This is a genomic window from Pseudomonas oligotrophica (assembly GCF_021726475.1).
In the GTDB taxonomy this organism is placed as follows: domain Bacteria; phylum Pseudomonadota; class Gammaproteobacteria; order Pseudomonadales; family Pseudomonadaceae; genus Stutzerimonas; species Stutzerimonas oligotrophica.
On record NZ_JAKJRU010000009.1, the window covers coordinates 62,110 to 81,853 of the forward strand.

Here is a 19,744-nt window from a genome sequence, read left to right on the forward strand (position 1 = left end):
CGTACACAGAAAAGGACCGAGTCTTGAGCGAAATACACCAGGCGACCCGCGACGAAGTGCGCCCCGCGATCTGGCGCGATCCCTGGCAGAACCTGGCCTTCGGCTTCGGCTCGGGACTGATGCCCAGGGCACCGGGCACCTGGGGCTCGCTGGTGGCGCTGCTCTTCGTGCCGCTCTGGCAGCTGCTGCCGGGCTGGGGGTATGCCGCGCTACTGGCGGCCAGCCTGCTGTTCGGCATCTGGCTGTGCGGCAAGGTGGCGCGTGAGCTCGGCGTGCACGACCACGAGGGCATCGTCTGGGACGAGTTCGTCGGCATCTGGATCACCTTCTGGCTGGTGCCGGCCGGCTGGCCCTGGCTGCTCGCCGGCTTCGTGGTATTCCGCGTGATGGACATCCTCAAGCCCTGGCCGATCAGCTGGGTCGACCGCCACGTGCACGGCGGCCTGGGCATCATGCTCGACGACATCCTCGCCGGGCTGGCGGCACTGGCGGTCATGCACGGCCTGGTCGCCTGGCTGGGATGAGCGAATGTGCGGCAGGTCGCGGCAGCGAGTGGCCGGCCTGGCGGAAGATCGCTTCCCCGCCGATCACGAGATGACGCCCATGCGCCGCGCCAACCTGCTGCTTGCCTGCCTGCTTTCGCTGCTGCCTGCCGCAGCCCACAGCGCCTCGAGCGTGCAGGTGGTGGGGCTGTTTCCCAACGCGGCAGTGCTCAACGTCGACGGCCAGCGCAAGCTGGTGCGTGCCGGCCAGCGCGGCCCGGGCGGCGTCGAAGTGGTCAGCGCCGATGCCCACGGCGCGCTGTTGCGCGTCGACGGCATCGAGCGTCGCTACGAACTCAGCCGCGAATATTCCGGCGGCTACACCGCGCCCAGCCGCAGCCAGCTGAGCGTGGCCAGGGGCAATGGCGGGCACTACTGGGTCGCCGGCGCGATCGACGGCCAGCCGCTGCAGTTCCTCGTCGACACCGGTGCCACCTCGGTGGCGCTCAACGAGAACCAGGCGCGGCGCCTGGGTATCGACTACCGGGTGGCCGGCCGGCCGATGCTGGTGAACACCGCCAGCGGCACGGCCAAGGCCTGGAGCGTGCGCCTGAACCGGATCAAGGTCGGCGCCATCGAGGTGCTCGGGGTCGAGGCCGTGGTGCTGCAGGGCGACGCGCCGAGCGATGCGCTGCTGGGCATGAGCTTCCTCAACCGGGTCAGTTGGCGCGAGGAGCAGGGCGTGTTGATGCTGGAGTCCAAGCTCTAGCACGGCGCCTGCGCATCGGCCGGCTGAATAGTGCCCGCCGCTTTCGCGGGCGGGTTCTCCCGGCGCGAGTGATGTTACAATATCCGCTTTCCGTTTCTGGGGTTCCGCCCGTGTCTGTCGTTTTCGTCGCTGCCTCCAAACTGCCGACGCCGTTCGGCGTGTTCACCATGCATGGCTTCCTCGACCAGGATACGGGCAAGGAACATGTCGCGCTGACGATGGGCGAGGTGGCCGACGGCGAGCCGGTGCTCGGCCGCCTGCACTCCGAGTGCCTGACCGGCGACGCCTTGTTCAGCCTGCGCTGCGACTGCGGTGCGCAGCTCGAAGCGGCGTTGCAGGCCATCGCCGCCGAGGGGCGCGGGGTGCTGCTCTACCTGCGCCAGGAGGGCCGCGGCATCGGCTTGCTGAACAAGATCCGCGCCTACGAGCTGCAGGATGGCGGCGCCGATACGGTGGAGGCCAACGAGCGCCTGGGCTTCGCCCCGGACATGCGCGACTACGCCATCTGCCTGCCGATGCTCGAACACCTGGGCATCCGCGAGATCAAGCTGATGACCAACAACCCGCGCAAGATGAAGGCGTTGCAGGGCTTCGGCATCCGCATCGCCGAGCGCAAGCCGCTGCAGATCGCGCACAATCCCTACAACCGCAAGTACCTGGCGACCAAGGCCGGCAAGCTCGGGCACCTGCTCGGCGAGATTCACCAGGGCGAAGCCGAGCAGTCGTGACGCGCGCGCAATGGCGCAGCCGGCTGGTGCGTGACGGCTGGCTGCACATCGTCCTGCTGGTGGTGCCGGTGCTGCTGCTCGGGCGCCTCGCGCCGCTGGCTGCGGACTGGGGGCTGGCGCTGTTCGCCCTCGGGCTGCTCGCGCTGTTTCCCAGCCTGCGCAGTTTCACCGCCTACAAGCACGGCCTGATCGCCACCGAGCAGGCGCTGGGCGGCGCCGACGAAGACGCCGCCTGGGCCGATCTGCGCCGCATCCGCCGGCGCGGCCTGCTGGTCGCCTCGCTGCCCGGCTGGCTGGCGGCGCTCGGCGCACTGTTCGGCATGGAGCCGGTCGCCCGGCTGCTGCTGGTGTTCGCCAGCCTGGTGCTCTTCGTCCTCTACCGCATTCCCCGCCAGCTCGCCTGAGCCCGCCTCACCTGGGCGCGACCACGGGCGGACGGGCCGCCAGGTCGACATGCACCTCGACGCCGAACACCGCCAGCAGGTTCGCCTCGCTCAGCACCTCGGCGGGCGTGCCGCAGGCATGCACCCGGCCGCCGTCCAGCAGGCAGAAGCGATCGCAGTAGCGTGCCGCCAGGGCCAGGTCGTGCAGCGCGACGATCACCCCGCCGCCACTGTCGGCGTGGCGCCTGAGCAGCCCCATCACCTGGCGTTGGTACAGCAGGTCGAGGCTGGCGATCGGCTCGTCGGCCAGCAACAGGTGCGGCTCGCCGGCCAGCACCCGCGCCAGCCAGACCCGCGCCTGTTCGCCGCCGGACAGCCGGTCGACGCGCTCGTCGAGCCAGGCGCCGATGCCGGTCAGCTCGATGGCCCGGGCCACGGCCTCGGCGCCCTGGTCGTGCCACGGCAGGCGGCCGAGCGCGACCACGTCGCGCACGCGCAGGGCCCAGGCGCTGTGGCCGGCCTGCGGTAGCAGGCCGATGCGGCGGGCGCGCTCGTCGGGCGGCAGGCGCTGCAGATCGCGACCTTCGAGGACGACCTGCCCGTGATGGCGGCCGATCCCGGCCAGGCACTGCAGCAGGGTCGACTTGCCCGAGCCGTTGGGGCCGATCAGCCCGAGCATCTGCCCGGCGGAAAGCGCCAGCTGCACCTCGTGCAGCCGGCCCGGCACCGCCAGCCGGTGCGCGGTGATCAGCTCCATCGATTGCGCTCCCGCCAGACCAGCCAGATGAACAGCGGCGCGCCGAGCAGCGCGGTGAGCACGCCGAGCTTGAGCTCGCGGCCCGGCGGCAGCAGGCGCACGCAGACGTCGGCCAGGCAGACCAGGCAGCCGCCGGCCAGCGCCGAGGGCAGCAGCATGCGCTCCGGGCGGTGGCGCACCAGCGGGCGCACCAGATGCGGGACCAGCAGGCCGACGAAGCCGATCGTGCCGGCCACCGCCACCGAGCCGCCGACCAGCAGCGCCGCGCCGAGCACCAGGATGCGCCCGCCGCGCGCCACGTTCAGGCCCATGCTCTGTGCCACCTGTTCGCCGAGGCTGAGCCCGGCGAGCAGGCGCCGCTGGCTGAACACCAGCGCCGAGCCGGCCAGCAGCGCAGGCAGCAGCAGCGCCAGGTGTTCCAGCCCGCGCTCGGATACCGAGCCCAGCAGCCAGAACACCAGTTCCTGCATGGCGTAGGGGTTGGGGGCGAAATTGAGCACCGTCGCCAGCGCCGCGCCGGCGAGGGTGGAGATCGCCAGCCCGGCCATGATCACCATCGACGGGCGCGCACTGCCGGCCAGCGCGAGCATCAGCAGCAAGGCCGCCAGTGCACCGGCCAGCCCGGCCACCGCCGGGGCGGCGCTGCCCAGCTGCGGCAGCAGGCCGAAGTAGAACACTGCGGCGGCGCCCAGCGCGGCGCCCTGGCTGGCACCGGTCAGCGCCGGGTCGGCCAGCGGGTTGCGCAACAGGCCCTGCAGCGCCGCGCCGCTGAGCCCGAGGGCCGCGCCGACGCCGATCGCCAGCAGCGTGCGTGGCAGGCGGATCTCGCCGATGACGATGGCGCCCAGGCTGGCCTCGCCGGCGAGCCAGTCGGACAGGCCGCCGAATACCGGCACCGCGGCCGAGCCGAGGCTGAGCGAAAGCAAGGCGCTGGCCAGCAACAGCGCGGCCAGCGCCGGGACCACTAGTCGAGCCATTGGTTGAGTTGTCCTGTCAGGCGCCACATCCAGCCACCGGGGCATTGCCAGCGCCAGTAGTCGGTGCTGAGCCAGGCCTCGGCGGGGATCGCCCGGCGCAGCGCCGGATGCATGGCGAAGCCGTTGGCCAGTGCCTGCGCCGCCGGGGCGGCGAACAGCACCGCCTCCGGCGGGTCGGCGACGATCGCTTCCAGGTCGAGCCGCTGGTGACCGGGCTGCGTCAGGTAGTTGCGCCAGCCGGCTTGTTCGATCAGCTGGTGTTCGAAGGTATCGCGGCCGGTGCCGATGCCGTTGCCGCCGAGCAGCAGCAGGCGCGGGGCGTCGCGGCGCGGCGTGCGTGGTGCAGGTGGCGGGAGCGCGCGCGCCGGGTCCTGGCCGAGCAGGGCGAGGATGCGTCGTTCGTAGGCGCTGATGCCGGCCAGGGTGGTCGGCAACGCAATCACCTCGACGCGCAAGCCCAGCGTGCGCAGCCGTTCACGCAGCAAGAGCGCGCTGTACTGGCCGACCAGCACCAGGTCCGGACGCAGGGCCACCAGGCCCTCCAGCGAACCGTCATGGCTGGGCAGGCCGGCATCGAGATCAGGCCTGGGGTAGCGGCGGTACATCGGCGACAGCGCGGCGATCTGCCCCGGCGCGGCATGCTGCGCCAGCGCCCAGTCCATGCACAGGTCCAGCGAGACGACGCGACTGGGCGCCGCCTGCGCGGCCAGCGGCGCCAGCAGCAGGCCGAGCAGGCAGAGGAGGTGTTTCAGATCTCGCAACGCGGCGAACCCCGGAATCGACAGAGGCGGGAGCGTAGCACTCCCGCCGCAGGGTAACGAGCGGGCCGCCGGCGGCCCGGATGGGTCAGAGCGAGGGGGTCCAGGTCACGGCGAACAGCGCGGTGCGGCCTTCGGTGTTGTAGCCGAAGCGACCGTTGCTGGTGCTGTAGGTGGCTTCTGCATAGTCCTTATCGAGCAGGTTGTTCAGCTTCAGGTCCAGCTTCAGCTCCGGCAGCGCCTGCCAGCTGCCGCGTACGCCGAGCACGCCGTAGCCGCCCAGAGCGATGCTGTTGGCGGCATCGTCGTAGCGGCCGCTGACCGCGCGCCAGCTGGCGCCGACGGCGAAGTCGCCGAACGCGCGGTCCAGGTCGAGGCTGAGGGTGCGCTTGGCGCGGCGGGCGAGGGTGTGGCCGCTGTCGCGGTCGCGCGGATCGATCAGGCCGGCGGCCAGGCTGGCCTGCCAGCCGAACAGGTCCTGGCGGAGCGCGGCTTCCAGGCCGTTGATCCGGGCCGTCTGCACGTTGTAGGGGATCCACCCGGTGCTGCCGTCCGAGACGATGGCATCCTCGATGTCGGTGCGGTAGAGCGAGACTTCCAGCGAGCCGCTGTCGCTGTAGCGACTGCGCCACTGCAGTTCGTAGCTCCTGGATTTTTCCGGCGACAGATCCGGATTGGCATTGGCAAAGCAGAAGCCGAAGTAGCAGGAATCGGGGTAGTACAGCTCGTTGAAGGTCGGTGCGCGGAAGCCTTCGCTGTACGACAGGATCATCTCGTTGCGGGTGTTCAGCGGGACGGTAAGTGCCGCATTCCAGCTGTTTTCGCTGCCGTACTGCTCGTTCTTGTCATGGCGCAGGCCCAGTTCGGTGGAAAACGCGCGGGCGGTATAGCGGTGCTGGATGAAGGCGGCCTGGTTCCAGCGCGAATCCTCGACGAAATCGGTGGTGCTGTGCAGGCGGTCCTCGTGCCAGTCGGCGCCGAGCAGCAGCTGGTGCGCCGGAGCGAGCTGCAGGGTATTCACCCAGCTGGCCGAGTCACGGTAGGTGCTGAAGGCGTAGCGGCTGCCGGCGCCGGCGAGGTCGTTGGCGGTGTCGCGCTTGTCCTCGCTGTGGCCGATCTCGAGGCGGCTGCTCCAGGCGTCGCTGAGCCGGGTGTCGGCGTAGGTCGAGAAGCTGCTGAGCTGGAAGTCCACGGTTGGCAGCGAGGTGGCGTAGGTGTCGTCGAACTCGACTTGGCCACGCTGGTCGAGTGCGTTGATGCCGACCTCCAGGCGCTCGTTCAGGCGATGGGCGAGGTTCAGGCTCAGCGAGCGATTGCGGTAGGCGTCCTCGTCGCCATTGGCGCCGAAGCCGTCGCGGGTGGCATCGATACCCTGGGTTTCGTCCAGCGCGGCGCCGAGGTGGAAGCGCGTCTGCGCGTTGCCACCGGACAACCCCAGGTTGCGCTCGAAGGTGCCGTCGCTGCCGGCTGCCAGGCGCACCTGCGGTGCCAGGCCGGTGCCGCCGCCCTGGCGGGTGAAGATCTGCACGACCCCGCCGATGGCATCGGAGCCATACAGCGCCGAGCGCGACCCGCGTACGACCTCGACACGCTCGATCTGGTCCGGACTGAGGAACTCCAGGCTGCTGGTCCCGCTGGAAGCGGCGGCGATGCGCTGGCCGTCGACCAGCACCAGGGTCTGGGTGCTGGCGGTGCCGCGCAGGAACAGGCCGGTCTGGCTGCCGGCCCCACCCGTGCGGGATACGCTCAGGCCCGGCACGCGCTCGAGCAGCTCGGCCACGCTGCGTACCTGCAGGCGCTCGATGTCGTCCCGGGTGAACACGCTGGTCGCCGCCGAAACCTGGCTGCGTGCCTGCGGCACGCGGTTGGCGCTGACCACGGTGTCGTCGAGCAGCAGGGCTTCGCTGCGGCTGGGTTCTGCGGCAAAGGGGGATGCGCCTGGCAGCAGGGCTACGGCCAGCGCGAGTCGGGACAGTTTCATCAGTGGTTTCCTCAAAAGATCGCAACTTTTGAGGAGGGCAGGAACAAGCGCGCAGCCAGGCAGGCGCTTGACGGTGCTGCCCTCCGCAACACCAGTCGAATCCGTCCAGGCCGGTCTCCGGGCTCTCGACACGCATCGCGCTCGCCTTCCCGTGTCGAAACACAGTGGCGTCCGAGCGAACGGCGATCCGGGGATCGCGGTCGATTACCGTTGCGGGGGCAGCGCCGGGATTGTTCGAGCGAACGCACCGGCTTCCCGTTTCATGCGGCCTGTGGAGGCGCGCACACCTTGGCGGATAAGAAAACGCGCGCACCTTACGGGGCCGTGCCGGCAAACACAAGGTGTCGGGTCAAGAAGCGCGGCGCCGGTGGAAAAACGGCTGGCCCGGCGTGACGCTGGCTGGCGGCGCCGCGGGTCTGGCGGGCGCGGGCCTGCTAGAATCCGCAGCTTTTCCCCCGCCCGTTGCGGCGCTGCGAGCCTGCCATGACCTTCGCCTCCCTCGGCCTGATCGAACCGCTGCTGCGGACCCTGGAAACCCTCGACTACCGCCAGCCGACGCCGATCCAGGCCCAGGCCATTCCTGCCGTGCTCAAGGGCCGCGACCTGATGGGCGCGGCGCAGACCGGCACCGGCAAGACCGCCGGCTTCGCCCTGCCCGTACTGCAAAGGCTGTGCACCGACGGGCCGAAGGTGGCCGGCAATTCGGTCCGCGCGCTGGTGCTGGTGCCGACCCGCGAACTGGCCGAGCAGGTGCACCAGAGCCTGCGCACCTACGGCCAGGCGCTGCCGCTGCGCAGCTATGCGGTGTACGGCGGGGTCAGCCTCAACCCGCAGATGCTCGCCCTGCGCAAGGGTATCGACGTGCTGGTCGCCACCCCCGGGCGGCTGCTCGACCTGTACCGGCAGAACGCGGTGAAGTTCGCCCAGCTGCAGATCCTGGTGCTCGACGAGGCCGACCGCATGCTCGACCTCGGCTTCGCCCGCGAGCTGGACGAACTGTTCGCCGCGCTGCCGAAACGGCGCCAGACGCTGCTGTTCTCGGCGACCTTCTCCGACGCCATCCGCCAGCTGGCCGGCGAGCTGCTGCGCGACCCGCTGTCGATCGAGGTCAGCCCGCGCAACGCCGCGGCGAAGACGGTCAAGCAGTGGCTGATGCCGGTGGACAAGAAGCGCAAGACCGAGCTGTTCCTGCAACTGCTGGGCGAGCGCCGCTGGGGCCAGGTGCTGGTCTTCGCCAGGACGCGCAAGGGCGTCGATGCACTGGTCGAGGCGCTCGCGCAGGCCGGCATCGCCGCCGACTCGATCCATGGCGACAAGCCGCAGCCCAGCCGCCTGCGCGCGCTGGAGCGCTTCAAGGCCGGCGAGGTGCAGGTGTTGGTGGCCACCGATGTCGCCGCCCGCGGGCTGGACATCCAGGACCTGCCGCAGGTGGTCAACTTCGATCTGCCGATCGTCGCCGAGGACTATGTGCACCGCATCGGCCGTACCGGCCGTGCCGGCGCCAGTGGCGAGGCGGTCTCGCTGGTCGCCGCCGACGAGGTCGACCAGCTGGCGGCGATCGAGACGCTGATCGGCCAACTGCTGGTGCGTCACGAGCACGCCGACTTCATTCCCGAGCATCGCGTGCCGGCCACCGCCGTGGGCGGCCAGGTGATCAAGAAGCCGAAGAAGCCGAAAAAACCCAAGGAGGTGCCTGGCAAGGGGCGTATCCACCTGGGCAACTGGTTCGACGAGAACGAAAAGCCCAACGCCCGGCCGGTGCGCAAGGCGCCGAGCCTGGGCGGCAAGCCGGCGAAGAACAAGCGCTGACCCGCGCCAGCCTCAGCGCCCGGCCAGCCAGCGCAGCATGCCCTCGGCGGCGGCGCGACCGCTGGCAAGGCAGGCGGTCAGCAGGTAGCCGCCGGTGGGCGCCTCCCAGTCGAGCATCTCGCCGGCACAGAACACGCCGGGCAGCCGGCGCAGCATCAGGTTTTCGTCCAGTTCGGCGAAGCGCACGCCGCCGGCGCTGCTGATGGCTTCGTCCAGCGGCCGCGGGCGCAGCAGGGTGATCGGCAGGGCCTTGATCGCCGCGGCCAGCGCCTGCGGGTCGCCGAAGGTCGCGGCATCGGTCAGTTCGCGCAGCAGCGCGGCCTTGACCCCGTCCAGGCGCAGCTGGCGATGCAGGTGCTTGGCCATCGACTGCGAGCCGCGCGGCCGCGCCAGCGCCTGGGCGATCTGCGCGGCGGAGCGGTCGGGCAGCAGGTCCAGTTCGACCCGGGCGTTGCCGCTGCGGTTGATGGCCTCGCGAATCTCTGCTGACAGCGCATACACCAGGCTGCCCTCGATGCCGCTGGCGGTGAGCACGAACTCGCCGCGCCGCGGCGTGCAACCCGGCAGCGCCAGGGCGACGGTCTTCAGCGGTGCGCCGGCGAACTTTCCGCGCAGGTGCTCGCTCCAGCCGCTGACCTCGAAGCCACAGTTGGCCGGCTGCAGCCGGGCGACCGCCACGCCGCGGGCTTCCAGCAGCGGCACCCAGGCGCCGTCCGAGCCGAGCCGGGCCCAGCTGCCGCCGCCGAGGGCGAGCAGGGTGGCCGCCGGCGCCGGGTGGACCTCGCCGTCGGCGCCGGCGATGCGCAGCGCGCCCTGGTCGTCCCAGCCCAGCCAGCGATGGCGGGTGTGGATCTGCACGCCGGCCTCGCGCAGGCGCTTGAGCCAGGCGCGCAACAGCGGTGCGGCCTTCATGTCGGTGGGGAAGACCCGGCCGGAGCTGCCGACGAAGGTGTCGATGCCCAGCGCATGGATCCACTGGCGCAGCGCGTCCGGGGCGAAGGCCTCGAGCATCGGCTGCAGCGCGGCCCGGGCTTCGCGGTAGCGGCCGAGGAAGTCGGCGAAGGGCTCGGCGTGGGTGATGTTCATGCCGCCGACGCCGGCGAGCAGGAACTTGCGCCCCACCGAGGGCATGGCGTCGTAGAGATCCACGCGCAGCCCGGCGCGGGCGAGCACTTCGGCGGCCATCAGCCCGGCAGGGCCGCCGCCGACGATGGCGATGCGGGAGGCGGAATCGGCGCTCATCTGCAATGCTCTGTGAATGGGAGGCGCGCATTGTAGCCGGCCGCCGCCCGCGCGGCTGCGACGACGCGGCAACGCCCGGCGCTTGACCGCCCCGGGCCCAGCCACGATCCTTGCCGCCTTGTGGCAATCCTACCCGAGGACCGATTCATGAAAGGCCAGGCACCGGTGGTCGACTACCTGAAGGAGCTGCTGCGCGGCGAGCTGGCGGCGCGCGACCAGTACTTCCTGCATTCGCGCATGTACGCCGACTGGGGCTTCGAGAAGCTCTACGAACGCATCAACCACGAGATGCAGGAGGAAACCGAGCATGCCGATGCGCTGCTGCAGCGCATCCTCTTCCTCGAGGGCACGCCGGACATGACGCCGGAGGCGATCCACCCGGGGCAGAACGTGCCGGACATGCTGCGCAGCGACCTGGCGCTGGAGTACCGCGTACGCGAGGCGCTGGCCAAGGGCATCGCCCTGGCCGAGAGCCACGGCGACTACGTGACCCGCGACATCCTCGCCGCGCAGCTGCACGACACCGAGGAAGACCATGCCTACTGGCTGGAGCAGCAGCTCGGCCTGATCGACCGCGTCGGCCTGCAGAACTACCTGCAGTCCCAGGCCTGACCGGCGCGCCGGCGCCGCCCTGGCGTGGCTGCCGGCCTCACCCCTCGCAACAGCCGCCCGACTCCAGCTCGCGCAGGATCGGGCAGTCCGGTCGATGGTCGCCCGAGCAATGGTCGACCAGCTCTTGCAGGGTGTCGCGCAGCGACACCAGCTCGGCGATGCGCCGGTTCAGCGTCTCGATATGCGCGCCGGCCAGCGCCTTGACGTCGGCGCTGGCGCGCTGGCGGTCCTGCCACAGCGCCAGCAGCTTGCCGACTTCCTCCAGCGAGAAGCCGAGGTCGCGCGAGCGCTTGATGAATGCCAGGCGGTGCAGGTCGTCCTCGCTGTAGCGCCGATAGCCATTGGCCCCGCGCCCGGCGGGGCTGATCAGCCCGATGGACTCGTAGTAGCGGATCATCTTCGCCGACAGCCCGCTGCGGCTGGCGGCCTGGCCGATGTTCATGGCCGTTCCTCCCGGCGTTGCGCCCCGAGTATGCCCGGCTGCCAGCGCTTGAGCAGCAGGGCGTTGCTGATCACGCTGACGCTGGACATGGCCATCGCCGCGCCGGCCACCACCGGGCTGAGAAAGCCCAGCGCCGCCAGCGGGATGCCGATCAGGTTGTAGATGAAGGCCCAGAACAGGTTCTGCTGGATCTTGCGGTAGGTGCGCCGGCTGATGTCCAGCGCGGCCGGCACCAGGCGCGGGTCGCCGCGCATCAGGGTGATGCCGGCGGCGTGCATGGCCACGTCGGTACCGCCGCCCATGGCGATGCCGACGTCGGCGGCGGCCAGCGCCGGGGCGTCATTGATGCCGTCGCCGACCATCGCCACGGTGGCGCCGCCGTGCTTCAGCGCCGCGACGGTGGCCGCCTTGTCGGCCGGCAGCACCTCGGCATGCACGTCGTCGATCCGCAGGGCTTCGGCCACCACCCGCGCGCTGCCGCGGTTGTCGCCGGTGATCAGGTGGCTGCGGATGTGCCGCCCGTGCAGCGCGGCCACGGCGGCCGCCGCACCGTCCTTGAGGCTGTCGCCAAAGGCGAACAGGGCGAGCACGCGGGCTGCCGGGGCGCGTTCGATGAGCCAGGACAGCGTACGGCCCTCGGCTTCCCAGCGCTGCGCCTGCTCGCCCAGGGCACCAGCGGCCAGGCCGCTCTCCTCGAGCAGGCGACGGTTGCCCAGGGCCAGTTCGCGACCTTCCAGCTGGCCGGCGATACCGCGCCCGGCCAGCGCCTGGCTGGCCTGGACCTCGGGCAGGGCGATCTCCAGCGCGCCGCAGCGCTCGATCACCGCGCGTGCCAGCGGATGCTCGCTGCCGCGCTGCAGCGCGCCGGCCAGGCGCAGCACCTCGCGCTCGTCGCCGGCGACGGCCTGCAGGTGGACGATCTCCGGCTTGCCGGAGGTGAGGGTGCCGGTCTTGTCGAAGGCGACCGCGGTGACCGCGTGGGCGATCTCCAGGGCTTCGGGGGCCTTGATCAGGATGCCGTGGCGGGCCGCGACGCCGGTGCCGGCCATGATCGCCGCGGGCGTCGCCAGGCCGAGTGCGCAGGGGCAGGCGATGACCAGCACCGCGACGGCATTGATCAGCGCGGTTTCGACCGGCGCGCCGGCCAGCAGCCAGCCGGCCAGGGTCGCCAGGGCGATCACCAGCACGGCCGGGACGAACACCTGGCTGACCCGGTCGACCAGCTTCTGGATCGGCGCCTTGGCCGCCTGGGCGTCCTCCACCAGGCGGATGATGCGCGCCAGCACCGTCTCGCCGCCGAGCGCGGTGGCGCGCACCAGCAGGCGCCCCTCACCGTTGATCGCACCGCCGGTGATACGGTCGCCGGGCTGCTTGTCGACCGGCAGGCTCTCGCCGCTGATCAGCGCCTCGTCGGCCTGGCTGCTGCCCTCGACCACCTCGCCATCGACGGGAAAGCGCTCGCCCGGCTTCACCACGACGACATCGCCGAGCACCAGGGCGGCGATCGCGACCTCTTCCTCGCGGCCGTCCACCAGGCGCCGGGCGCGCTCGGGGCGCAGTGCTTCCAGTGCGCGGATGGCGGCGCTGGTCTGGCGCTTGGCGCGACTTTCCAGGTACTTGCCGAGCAGCACCAGCGCGATGACCACCGCCGAGGCTTCGAAGTAGAGGTGCGGCATCTGCCCGGCCGGCGTCGCCCACCACTGGTACAGGCTCAGGCCGTAGCCGGCGCTGGTGCCCAGGGCGACCAGCAGGTCCATGTTGCCGGCGCGAGCACGCACCGCCTTCCAGCCGGCCACGTAGAAGCGGGCGCCGAGGACGAACTGCACCGGTGTGGCCAGCAGCCACTGCAGCCACGGCGGCAGCATCCAGTGCTGGCCGAACAGGTCGGCGAACATCGGCACCACCAGCGGCGCGGCGAGCAGCAGGGCGGCGATCACTGCCAGCCGTTCGCGGCGCAGGCGCTGCTCGGCGCCATCCGTGGCGGGGCGCTCGGCGCCCGCCAGCTGCGCCTGGTAGCCGGCCGCGACGACGGCCTCGACCAGCACCTGCGGATCGAGGCTGGCGAGGGCCTGCACCTGCGCGCGTTCGCTGGCCAGGTTGACTGCCGCGCTGCGCACCCCGGGCACCTTGCGCAGCGCGCGCTCGACGCGGCCGACGCAGCTGGCGCAGGTCATGCCGCCCAGGAGCAGCTCGTGGCTGCTCAGGGCGACGCCGTAGCCGGCCTTTTCCACGGCCTCGATCAGCGCTTCCACGGAGCTTGCGCCGGTCTCCACGTGGACCTGCTCGCGGGCCAGGTTGACGGTCGCCGACTGCACCTCGGGCAGCTTGCGCAGGGCGCGCTCGATGCGCCCGGCGCAGCTGGCGCAGGTCATGCCGGTGACCGGCAGGGTGTAGCTGGTCTGGGTCATCTGCTCTCTCCCGGATCGATTGCTGCAAAGCTTTGACCTTGACCCTGTGGGAAGGTCAAGCCCGGGCGGCAATTCGGCGCAGTTGACCTTGCCCCGGTGGCAGGGTCGACAATCGCCGCGACAACCGATGAGGAGGTATCCGATGCAAGTCTTCAAGGTGACAGGCATGACCTGCGGCCACTGCGAGCGCGCGGTGATCCAGGCGATCAAGGCGCTCGATGCGCAGGCCGAGGTCAAGGTCGACCTGGCCGCCGGTACGGTGAGCGTCGCGGGGGCGCCGAGCGAACAGGCGATCCGCGCGGCGATCGAGGAAGAGGGCTACCGGGTCGACTGAGGCCTTGCTCAGCCGGCACCGCCCGCCGGCACCACCTGTTCCCAGTCGCGGATCAGCCCGCGGAACAGCGGGTCGACCAGCGCCGCGGTGTCGCCGATCGGGTCGAACAGCGCGTTGTCGCGGGTCCAGTCACTGAACAGCCCGACGATCAGCGCGTGCATCGAGCGCGCCGCCAGCCGCGGCGTGACGCCCGGCAGCAGGCGGTCGGCGGCCTTGCTGAACAGCGTCTCGCACAGCTCGATGAACTGGTTGATGAAGGCTTCGTGGCGCTCCTGGGCGTCGCGCAGTTCCTCGGTGAACTCGCAGCGGTGCAGCAGGATGGTGAACACCCGGCGCTTCTGCGGATTGCTGCCCAGCGCAGTCAGCCCCTCGCAGAAGAGTTCGCGCAGCACGCGCAATGCGCCGAGCGGGTCGCGTTCCTCGCAGGCGCTCAGGCGCTCGGCGATCTGCTCGGGCGGCAGGCGTACCTGGTCGAGCATCGCGTGGAACAGGTGCGCCTTGTTTTCGAAGTGCCAGTAGACCGCGCCGCGCGTCACCCCGGCGTCACGGGCGATCTGGTCGAGGCTGGTGTGCGCCACGCCACGCTCGAGGAACAGCCGTTCGGCAGATTCGAGGATGGCCAGGCGGGTCTTCTCGGCGTCTTCTTTGGTTCGACGCATCGACATCTCCAGGCAGTGGCCGCGCCGCCGTGCCGGCGGGGCTGGCGAAACGGTGACGGGCTGTCTGTCGTTTTGCAGGTTTACAATCGGCGGTGTATGTAACAGCATCTTCGGCTCGTGTAAACGCCTGTGCGCCAGTTCGCGGGCGCAGATCGCCCACCTTTCTGCCTGACGAGCCTGCAATGCCTCTGCGGATCCTGCTTATCCTGGGCGCGCTCAGCGCCTTCGGCCCGCTGGCCATCGACATGTACCTGCCGGCCTTCCCGGCGCTGGCCAGGGCCTTTGCCACCGACGTCGAGCAGGTCCAGTTGTCGCTGGCCGCCTATTTCGTCGGCCTCGCCCTCGGCCAGCTGGTATACGGCCCGCTGGCCGACCGCTACGGCCGGCGCCGGCCGCTGCTGGCGGGTGTCGCGCTGTTCGCCATGGCCTCGCTGGCGGCAGCCTTCGCGCCATCGCTGGAGTGGCTGGTCGCCGCGCGCTTCGTCCAGGCCCTGGGCGGTTGCGCGGGAATGGTGATCGCCCGCGCGGTGGTGCGCGACCGCTGCGATCCGCTGGCCAGCGCCAAGGTGTTCTCGCAACTGATGCTGGTGATGGGCCTGGCGCCGATCCTCGCGCCGGTGGCCGGCGGTGCGCTGCTGGCCAGCTCTGGCTGGCAGGCGATCTTCGTGCTGCTGGCGCTGTTCGGTGCGGCCTGCCTGCTGGCGGTTCTGCTGTGGCTGCCGGAAACCATCCCGGCGGATCAGCCGCGGGCGCCGATCAGTGGGGCGCTGGGCAAGTACCGCGGGCTGTTCGCCGATCGCTTCTTCATCGGCCACGCGCTGAGCGGCGGGCTGTGCATGGGCGGGATGTTCGCCTACATCGCCGGCTCGCCGTTCGTGTTCATCGAACTCTACGGGGTGCCGGCCGAGCACTACGGCTGGCTGTTCGGCATCAACGCCGCCGGTTTCATCCTGATGGCGCAGGTCAACGTGCGGCTTATGCGCTGGCGCGGGCCGGAGTTCTGGGTGCGTCGCTGGGTGTGGTTCTACTTCGCCAGCGCCTTGCTGCTGCTGGCCATCGCCGCGGCGCGGCCGGTGGCGCTCTGGCCGCTGCTGATCCCGCTGTTCGGCTGCGTGGCGTCGCTCGGCTGCCTGCTGCCCAACGCGACCGCCTGTGCCATGGCCGACCAGCGGGCCAACGCCGGCAGCGCCTCGGCACTGCTCGGCAGCCTGCAGTTCAGCCTGGCGGCCACCGCGGCCACGCTGGTCGGTGCGCTGCACGACGGCACGGCAGTACCGATGGCGGCGGTGATCGCCGCGTGTGGGTTGCTGGCGGCGCTGGTGGCCTACGCCACCGCACGCGCCACCAGCGGCTGATCAGCCGGCCTTGGGCAGCGCGTGCGGCTCGGCGATGCGGCGCTGCAGGGTGGCGACGAAGTGGCGCGCCTCGGCCTCGCTGCGAAAGCTCACCCGGTGATGGTCGAGGTCGACCTGCCAGCGGTTCTCGGTCGAACGAAGCGGACGAATGTTGATCTTCATCAGGATCACTCCCGGCTTGGCAAAAAGGGGGCTTCACCATAGGCCCGGCCGCCCCGGTCGCGTTTGACCGGGGTCATGCCTGGGGCTGCGTCAAAATGCCAGGCGCGCATCCAGGCTGTTCTGCGCCAGGCGCCTGGCCTGCGCCTCGTCCATGCCCAGGTGCTCGTGCAGGGCGAGGAAATTCTCCGTCACGTAGCCGCCGAAATAGGCCGGGTCGTCCGAGTTGACCGTGACCTTCACGCCCTGCTCGAGCAGCTGGAGGATGTTGTGCTCGCGCATGTGGCCGAACACCTTGAGCCGGGTGTTGGACAGCGGGCAGACGGTCAGCGGGATCTGCTCCTCGATCAGCCGGGCGATCAGCCGCGGGTCTTCGGCGGCGCGCACGCCGTGGTCGATGCGACTGACCTTGAGCAGGTCCAGCGCCTCCCAGATGTATTCCGGCGGACCTTCCTCGCCGGCGTGGGCGACGGCGAGCAGCCCTTCGCCGCGGGCCTTGTCGAACACGCGCTGGAACTTGCTCGGCGGGTGGCCGACCTCGGAGCTGTCCAGGCCGACGGCGAAGAAGGCGTCGCGGTAGGGCAGCGCCTGCTCCAGGGTCTTGAAGGCGTCCTCTTCCGGCAGGTGGCGCAGGAAGCTGAGGATCAGCCCGCTGCTGATGCCGAGCAGTTCGCGGCCATCGGCGAGGGCGGCGCTGATGCCCTCCAGCGCGGCCTCGAAGGGCACGCCGCGGGCGGTGTGCGTCTGCGGGTCGAAGAACGGCTCGGTGTGCACCACGTTCTGTTCCTCGCATTTCTGCAGGTAGGCCCAGGTCAGGTCGTAGAAATCCTGCTCGGTGCGCAGCACGTCGGCGCCGGCATAGTAGAGGTCGAGAAATTCCTGCAGGTTGTTGAAGTCGTAGGCGCTGCGCAGCGCCTCGACGTCGCGCCAGGGCAGGACGATCTTGTTGCGTTCGGCCAGCCGGAACATCAGCTCGGGCTCCAGCGAGCCTTCCAGGTGCAGGTGCAGTTCGGCCTTGGGCAGGTTGTTCAGCCAGTCGCGCATCGGGGTCTTCTCTTCGTCGGGGTGCCAGGCATTCTAGCCAGCCTTGCGCGGCAAGGGGGATGGGTAGGCCGCGTGCTGTACATTTTCTGCGCAGCTGGCCGCAGGCCGCACGGAGACTGGGATCGGTAAATTACTCCCAGTTTTATCCACAAGGTTTTCCACGAAAAACGGGCATAACCGCAAACCTTTTCCAGTACCGGCTGATGGCGCTTTAATGGCCATTTTGCCCCGCTAAAAGTGCCTGAAATCAAGGTCTTGCAAGCTGCCTCAGCGTACAGCGTCCAATTTGAGCAAAAACTGATCAGTTTCGCGCAGGCCCCGAGCCACGCTGCTCGCAGCCAGACGTCCAGAGGTTATCCACAGCGAAGCTCACACTTTCTGTGGGTCGTCCAGCGGCTCGAGCTGGCTGCGCCCGCGGCTGATATCGGCCAGCAGCCTGGCCAGCGGAGCGATCTGCTGCCGCGGCAGGGCGAGCAGCAGGCTGGCGCCCTCGGCGTCGTAGCTTTCGTCCTCCACCAGTGCCTCGAACTCCGCCAGTCGCGCCTTGACCAGCGCCAGTTCGGCGAAGCGGCAATGGGTCCGGCAGCGGCTGCGGGTCACCAGCTCGATGCGCCCGGCCTGTTGCAGGCACTTGGCGGTGGTCCCGCCGTAGGCGCGGGCGAGCCCGCCGGTGCCCAGCTTGATGCCGCCGAACCAGCGCGTCACCACGGCGACCACGCGGTCGCAGTCCTGGCCCTCGATGGCGCTGAGCATCGGCCGGCCGGCGGTGCCGCCGGGCTCGCCATCGTCGCTGAAGCGGTACTGCTGGCCGAGCTTCCAGGCCCAGCAGTTGTGCGTGGCGCCCGGGTCGCTGACCGCCTGGATGAAGGCCTGCGCCTGTTCGGGCGTCTGGATCGGCGCCGCGCGGACCAGGAAGCGGCTCTTGTGGATCAGCTCCTGGTATTCACAGGGCTCGGCGAGGGTGAAGGGCATAGCGAAGCAACGGCCGGTGAGCGGGGACGCCATTGTAATCGCTCGGCCTGGCCCCGCGTCGTCGACCACTGGGTCGATCGGGCTGAACTTCGCCGGCGCGGGTGCTGCCCCTAGTCAGGAGGGCGGCAGCGCGGGGAATGCCGGGCTGCCGAACACTCGTCTCATTGCAAACCGAGGAGGCACCCATGCTCAACGCCAAATACCAGGCCTGTATCGAAGCCTGTTCCAACTGCGCGCTGGTCTGCGAGACCTGCGCGGCAGCCTGCCTGCGCGAGGATGACGTGAAGATGATGGCGCGCTGCATCGAACTGGACCGTGACTGCGCCGACCTGTGCGCGCTGGCGGCCCGCCTGATGAGCCGCGACAGCGCCCAGGCCGCCGCCCTGTGCAGGCTCTGCGCGCAAATCTGTCGGGCCTGTGGCGAGGAATGCGGCAAGCACCAGGCCGAGCACTGTCAGAAGTGCGCCGAGGCCTGTCGCCGCTGCGCCGAGGAATGCGAGCGCATGGCCGCCTGAGGGCGGCCGGGCGGGCCGGGTCAGCGGGCGCTGCCGGCCTCGCTGCCCCGGCAGGTGATCTCGGCGAACGGCTCGCCCGGGGTGTAGTCGCCGGGGACTCGCTCGGTGCGCTGGGTGTTCGGCGCGACGTTGAACACCGGTGGCGCCGAGGTATCGGAACGCGCTTCGGCCGGGACGTGGAACTCGCAGGTGACCGGCTGGGCGCTGTTGTTCATCACCTTGATGGCGCGGATGCCGAGCAACTCGCCGTCGATGGCATCGGTGCGGGCCGGTACGCCCATCGGGCTGATGCGCACGTCGAGCCCGTTCAGGTGGGTGATCACCTCGGGCTCGGGCGTCTGCGCCAGGGCGAACGGCGCGGCACCCAGCAGGGCGCAGGTGGCCAGCAGCGGTTTGCTCATGATGTCTCCTCCATGCACAGGTAGTGCTTGGAGGGACGAAGCGCGGCGAGGTTCGCCGCTGTGCCAGGCAAATGTTGCAGCAGATGACCGTGCGGCTAGCGCTTGGCGCTGCGGCGGGGCTTGCGCACCTTGACATAGAGGTCCTTGCCGCCGGCGCTGCCGCTGCCGCGCGCCTCGAGTTCGAAATGCCCGGGCTGCGCGCGGATCAGCTCGCTGAGCTTGTTGCAGCCGTACAGGCGCGGGTCGAAGGCCGGGCGCAGCTTGCTGATGTTCTGTCCGAGGGTGCCGAGCTGCACCCAGTCGTCTTCCTCGGAGATGTCGTCGAGCACCTTGGCGATGAACTCCACCGGTACCTGCTGGCACTCGATGGGTGCGGGCTTGTCCGCGGCGCCGGGTTTGGGCATGGCGGCCGGCTCGGGCACCGCGGCGAGCGGCTTGTCATCGGCCGCCGCAGCCTTGGCGTCGGAGCGCAGGATCTCGGTGTAGATGAACTTGTCGCAGGCCGAGACGAACGGCGAGGGGGTCTTCTGCTCGCCGAAACCGTACACGGTCAGGCCCTCCTCGCGGATGCGCGCGGCCAGGCGGGTGAAGTCGCTGTCGCTGGAGACCAGGCAGAAGCCGTCGAAGCGCCGAGTGTAGAGCAGGTCCATGGCGTCGATGATCAGCGCGCTGTCGGTGGCGTTCTTGCCCGAGGTGTAGGCGAACTGCTGGATCGGCTGGATGGAATGATCGAGCAGCACCTTCTTCCAGCTGCCCAGGTTCGGCTTGGTCCAGTCGCCGTAGATGCGCTTGACGCTGGCCACGCCGTACTTGGCGATCTCCTCGAACAGGCCTTCGACGATGGCCACCGGTGCGTTATCCGCGTCGATCAACACGGCCAGGTGGCGTTGCTTGTTCGGTGCTACGGGCTTGGCGGCCATGGTGGCTCCCGGTAATGACGATGCGCCGACCATAGCG

22 protein-coding genes and 1 riboswitch are annotated in these 19,744 nt (G+C 70.2%); of the genes, 9 read left to right on the forward strand and 13 right to left on the reverse strand.

Annotated elements, in window-relative coordinates; translation table 11 throughout:
- Window positions 1–32 precede the first annotated feature (32 nt).
- The 4 genes from L3N39_RS17800 to L3N39_RS17815 all read left to right on the forward strand — a co-directional run bounded on the left by L3N39_RS17800 (window position 33) and on the right by L3N39_RS17815 (window position 2,383).
- Window positions 33–524, forward strand: coding sequence for a phosphatidylglycerophosphatase A family protein (locus L3N39_RS17800; protein WP_237258832.1), 492 nt, complete (start codon window positions 33–35; stop codon window positions 522–524).
- A 79-nt stretch (window positions 525–603) separates the two neighbouring features.
- The gene (locus tag L3N39_RS17805; protein WP_237258755.1) at window positions 604–1,251 is read left to right on the forward strand and encodes a retropepsin-like aspartic protease family protein; all 648 of its coding nucleotides are present in this window, start codon (window positions 604–606) and stop codon (window positions 1,249–1,251) included.
- Window positions 1,252–1,361: 110 nt separating this feature from the next.
- Window positions 1,362–1,979, forward strand: a complete 618-nt coding sequence (ribA, locus tag L3N39_RS17810) for a GTP cyclohydrolase II (protein WP_237258756.1) — start codon at window positions 1,362–1,364, stop codon at window positions 1,977–1,979.
- Window positions 1,976–2,383: a hypothetical protein gene (locus L3N39_RS17815; protein ID WP_237258757.1), complete on the forward strand. Its 408-nt coding sequence runs from the start codon at window positions 1,976–1,978 to the stop codon at window positions 2,381–2,383. Before ribA ends, L3N39_RS17815 begins: the two co-directional genes overlap by 4 nt.
- Before the next feature lie 7 nt (window positions 2,384–2,390).
- Here the strand turns inward: L3N39_RS17815 and L3N39_RS17820 are convergent, their stop codons facing one another.
- From L3N39_RS17820 to L3N39_RS17835, 4 genes are all read right to left on the reverse strand, one after another.
- A complete protein-coding gene (locus L3N39_RS17820; RefSeq protein ID WP_237258758.1) occupies window positions 2,391–3,119 on the reverse strand; it encodes an ABC transporter ATP-binding protein in 729 nt (242 codons plus the stop codon).
- The gene (locus L3N39_RS17825) at window positions 3,110–4,096 is read right to left on the reverse strand and encodes a FecCD family ABC transporter permease (protein ID WP_237258759.1); all 987 of its coding nucleotides are present in this window, start codon (window positions 4,094–4,096) and stop codon (window positions 3,110–3,112) included. Before L3N39_RS17825 ends, L3N39_RS17820 begins: the two co-directional genes overlap by 10 nt.
- Entirely contained in the window at window positions 4,084–4,857 is a 774-nt protein-coding gene (locus L3N39_RS17830) for a substrate-binding domain-containing protein (RefSeq protein WP_237258760.1), read from the reverse strand. The genes L3N39_RS17825 and L3N39_RS17830 overlap by 13 nt, the downstream gene beginning before the upstream one ends.
- A gap of 85 nt (window positions 4,858–4,942) precedes the next feature.
- The gene (locus L3N39_RS17835) at window positions 4,943–6,835 is read right to left on the reverse strand and encodes a TonB-dependent receptor plug domain-containing protein (RefSeq protein WP_237258761.1); all 1,893 of its coding nucleotides are present in this window, start codon (window positions 6,833–6,835) and stop codon (window positions 4,943–4,945) included.
- Window positions 6,836–6,926: 91 nt separating this feature from the next.
- A riboswitch (cobalamin riboswitch) is annotated at window positions 6,927–7,141 on the reverse strand.
- Between the two features lie 177 nt (window positions 7,142–7,318).
- On the opposite strand from L3N39_RS17835, the gene L3N39_RS17840 reads away from it, so the two are divergent.
- Complete coding sequence (locus L3N39_RS17840) at window positions 7,319–8,644, forward strand: RNA helicase RhlE1 (RefSeq protein ID WP_237258762.1); 1,326 nt, start codon at window positions 7,319–7,321, stop codon at window positions 8,642–8,644.
- Window positions 8,645–8,656: 12 nt separating this feature from the next.
- Here L3N39_RS17840 and L3N39_RS17845 read toward each other — a convergent pair whose 3' ends face one another.
- Window positions 8,657–9,886, reverse strand: coding sequence for a BaiN/RdsA family NAD(P)/FAD-dependent oxidoreductase (locus L3N39_RS17845; RefSeq protein WP_237258763.1), 1,230 nt, complete (start codon window positions 9,884–9,886; stop codon window positions 8,657–8,659).
- A 147-nt stretch (window positions 9,887–10,033) separates the two neighbouring features.
- Here L3N39_RS17845 and bfr point away from each other — a divergent pair, with 147 nt between their 5' ends.
- Window positions 10,034–10,498 carry a bacterioferritin gene (gene bfr / locus L3N39_RS17850; RefSeq protein WP_237258764.1) on the forward strand — a complete coding sequence of 155 codons (465 nt, stop codon included), beginning with the start codon at window positions 10,034–10,036 and terminating at the stop codon, window positions 10,496–10,498.
- Between the two features lie 37 nt (window positions 10,499–10,535).
- Here bfr and cueR read toward each other — a convergent pair whose 3' ends face one another.
- Together cueR and L3N39_RS17860 are read right to left on the reverse strand one after the other, a co-directional pair.
- Window positions 10,536–10,940 carry a Cu(I)-responsive transcriptional regulator gene (cueR, locus tag L3N39_RS17855; protein ID WP_237258765.1) on the reverse strand — a complete coding sequence of 135 codons (405 nt, stop codon included), beginning with the start codon at window positions 10,938–10,940 and terminating at the stop codon, window positions 10,536–10,538.
- Window positions 10,937–13,348, reverse strand: coding sequence for a heavy metal translocating P-type ATPase (locus L3N39_RS17860; RefSeq protein WP_237258766.1), 2,412 nt, complete (start codon window positions 13,346–13,348; stop codon window positions 10,937–10,939). Before L3N39_RS17860 ends, cueR begins: the two co-directional genes overlap by 4 nt.
- A 142-nt stretch (window positions 13,349–13,490) precedes the next feature.
- Here L3N39_RS17860 and L3N39_RS17865 point away from each other — a divergent pair, with 142 nt between their 5' ends.
- On the forward strand, window positions 13,491–13,682 hold the full coding sequence (locus L3N39_RS17865; protein ID WP_237258767.1) for a heavy-metal-associated domain-containing protein: 192 nt from the start codon (window positions 13,491–13,493) through the stop codon (window positions 13,680–13,682).
- A gap of 8 nt (window positions 13,683–13,690) precedes the next feature.
- Here L3N39_RS17865 and L3N39_RS17870 read toward each other — a convergent pair whose 3' ends face one another.
- A complete protein-coding gene (locus L3N39_RS17870; protein ID WP_237258768.1) occupies window positions 13,691–14,341 on the reverse strand; it encodes a TetR family transcriptional regulator in 651 nt (216 codons plus the stop codon).
- A 182-nt stretch (window positions 14,342–14,523) separates the two neighbouring features.
- Here L3N39_RS17870 and L3N39_RS17875 point away from each other — a divergent pair, with 182 nt between their 5' ends.
- Complete coding sequence (locus L3N39_RS17875) at window positions 14,524–15,696, forward strand: multidrug effflux MFS transporter (protein WP_237258769.1); 1,173 nt, start codon at window positions 14,524–14,526, stop codon at window positions 15,694–15,696.
- On the opposite strand, the gene L3N39_RS17880 is transcribed toward L3N39_RS17875, so the two are convergent.
- From L3N39_RS17880 to L3N39_RS17890, 3 genes are all read right to left on the reverse strand, one after another.
- On the reverse strand, window positions 15,697–15,858 hold the full coding sequence (locus tag L3N39_RS17880; protein ID WP_237258770.1) for a hypothetical protein: 162 nt from the start codon (window positions 15,856–15,858) through the stop codon (window positions 15,697–15,699).
- A 90-nt stretch (window positions 15,859–15,948) separates the two neighbouring features.
- The gene (locus L3N39_RS17885) at window positions 15,949–16,899 is read right to left on the reverse strand and encodes an adenosine deaminase (protein WP_237258771.1); all 951 of its coding nucleotides are present in this window, start codon (window positions 16,897–16,899) and stop codon (window positions 15,949–15,951) included.
- Between the two features lie 369 nt (window positions 16,900–17,268).
- On the reverse strand, window positions 17,269–17,871 hold the full coding sequence (locus L3N39_RS17890) for an IMPACT family protein (protein ID WP_237258833.1): 603 nt from the start codon (window positions 17,869–17,871) through the stop codon (window positions 17,269–17,271).
- Between the two features lie 185 nt (window positions 17,872–18,056).
- Between L3N39_RS17890 and L3N39_RS17895 the strand changes: the two genes are divergently transcribed.
- Entirely contained in the window at window positions 18,057–18,386 is a 330-nt protein-coding gene (locus L3N39_RS17895; RefSeq protein WP_237258772.1) for a four-helix bundle copper-binding protein, read from the forward strand.
- 20 nt (window positions 18,387–18,406) lie between these two features.
- Here L3N39_RS17895 and L3N39_RS17900 read toward each other — a convergent pair whose 3' ends face one another.
- Window positions 18,407–18,787 (reverse strand): hypothetical protein, encoded by a 381-nt coding sequence (locus L3N39_RS17900; protein ID WP_237258773.1) that lies wholly within the window; start codon window positions 18,785–18,787, stop codon window positions 18,407–18,409.
- Window positions 18,788–18,882: 95 nt separating this feature from the next.
- Window positions 18,883–19,707: an NYN domain-containing protein gene (locus L3N39_RS17905; RefSeq protein WP_237258774.1), complete on the reverse strand. Its 825-nt coding sequence runs from the start codon at window positions 19,705–19,707 to the stop codon at window positions 18,883–18,885.
- Window positions 19,708–19,744 lie beyond the last annotated feature (37 nt).

What these genes read in the sequence shown, in the direction of transcription:
- L3N39_RS17805 (WP_237258755.1), top strand. Translation starts at nt 604, where the DNA reads ATGCGCCGCGCCAACCTGCTGCTTGCCTGCCTGCTTTCGCTGCTGCCT.
- L3N39_RS17820 (WP_237258758.1), bottom strand. Translation starts at nt 3,119, where the DNA reads ATGGAGCTGATCACCGCGCACCGGCTGGCGGTGCCGGGCCGGCTGCAC.
- L3N39_RS17825 (WP_237258759.1), bottom strand. Translation starts at nt 4,096, where the DNA reads ATGGCTCGACTAGTGGTCCCGGCGCTGGCCGCGCTGTTGCTGGCCAGC.
- L3N39_RS17835 (WP_237258761.1), bottom strand. Translation starts at nt 6,835, where the DNA reads ATGAAACTGTCCCGACTCGCGCTGGCCGTAGCCCTGCTGCCAGGCGCA.
- L3N39_RS17840 (WP_237258762.1), top strand. Translation starts at nt 7,319, where the DNA reads ATGACCTTCGCCTCCCTCGGCCTGATCGAACCGCTGCTGCGGACCCTG.
- L3N39_RS17845 (WP_237258763.1), bottom strand. Translation starts at nt 9,886, where the DNA reads ATGAGCGCCGATTCCGCCTCCCGCATCGCCATCGTCGGCGGCGGCCCT.
- bfr (WP_237258764.1), top strand. Translation starts at nt 10,034, where the DNA reads ATGAAAGGCCAGGCACCGGTGGTCGACTACCTGAAGGAGCTGCTGCGC.
- cueR (WP_237258765.1), bottom strand. Translation starts at nt 10,940, where the DNA reads ATGAACATCGGCCAGGCCGCCAGCCGCAGCGGGCTGTCGGCGAAGATG.
- L3N39_RS17860 (WP_237258766.1), bottom strand. Translation starts at nt 13,348, where the DNA reads ATGACCCAGACCAGCTACACCCTGCCGGTCACCGGCATGACCTGCGCC.
- L3N39_RS17865 (WP_237258767.1), top strand. Translation starts at nt 13,491, where the DNA reads ATGCAAGTCTTCAAGGTGACAGGCATGACCTGCGGCCACTGCGAGCGC.
- L3N39_RS17870 (WP_237258768.1), bottom strand. Translation starts at nt 14,341, where the DNA reads ATGCGTCGAACCAAAGAAGACGCCGAGAAGACCCGCCTGGCCATCCTC.
- L3N39_RS17875 (WP_237258769.1), top strand. Translation starts at nt 14,524, where the DNA reads ATGCCTCTGCGGATCCTGCTTATCCTGGGCGCGCTCAGCGCCTTCGGC.
- L3N39_RS17880 (WP_237258770.1), bottom strand. Translation starts at nt 15,858, where the DNA reads ATGAAGATCAACATTCGTCCGCTTCGTTCGACCGAGAACCGCTGGCAG.
- L3N39_RS17885 (WP_237258771.1), bottom strand. Translation starts at nt 16,899, where the DNA reads ATGCGCGACTGGCTGAACAACCTGCCCAAGGCCGAACTGCACCTGCAC.
- L3N39_RS17890 (WP_237258833.1), bottom strand. Translation starts at nt 17,871, where the DNA reads ATGCCCTTCACCCTCGCCGAGCCCTGTGAATACCAGGAGCTGATCCAC.
- L3N39_RS17895 (WP_237258772.1), top strand. Translation starts at nt 18,057, where the DNA reads ATGCTCAACGCCAAATACCAGGCCTGTATCGAAGCCTGTTCCAACTGC.
- L3N39_RS17900 (WP_237258773.1), bottom strand. Translation starts at nt 18,787, where the DNA reads ATGAGCAAACCGCTGCTGGCCACCTGCGCCCTGCTGGGTGCCGCGCCG.
- L3N39_RS17905 (WP_237258774.1), bottom strand. Translation starts at nt 19,707, where the DNA reads ATGGCCGCCAAGCCCGTAGCACCGAACAAGCAACGCCACCTGGCCGTG.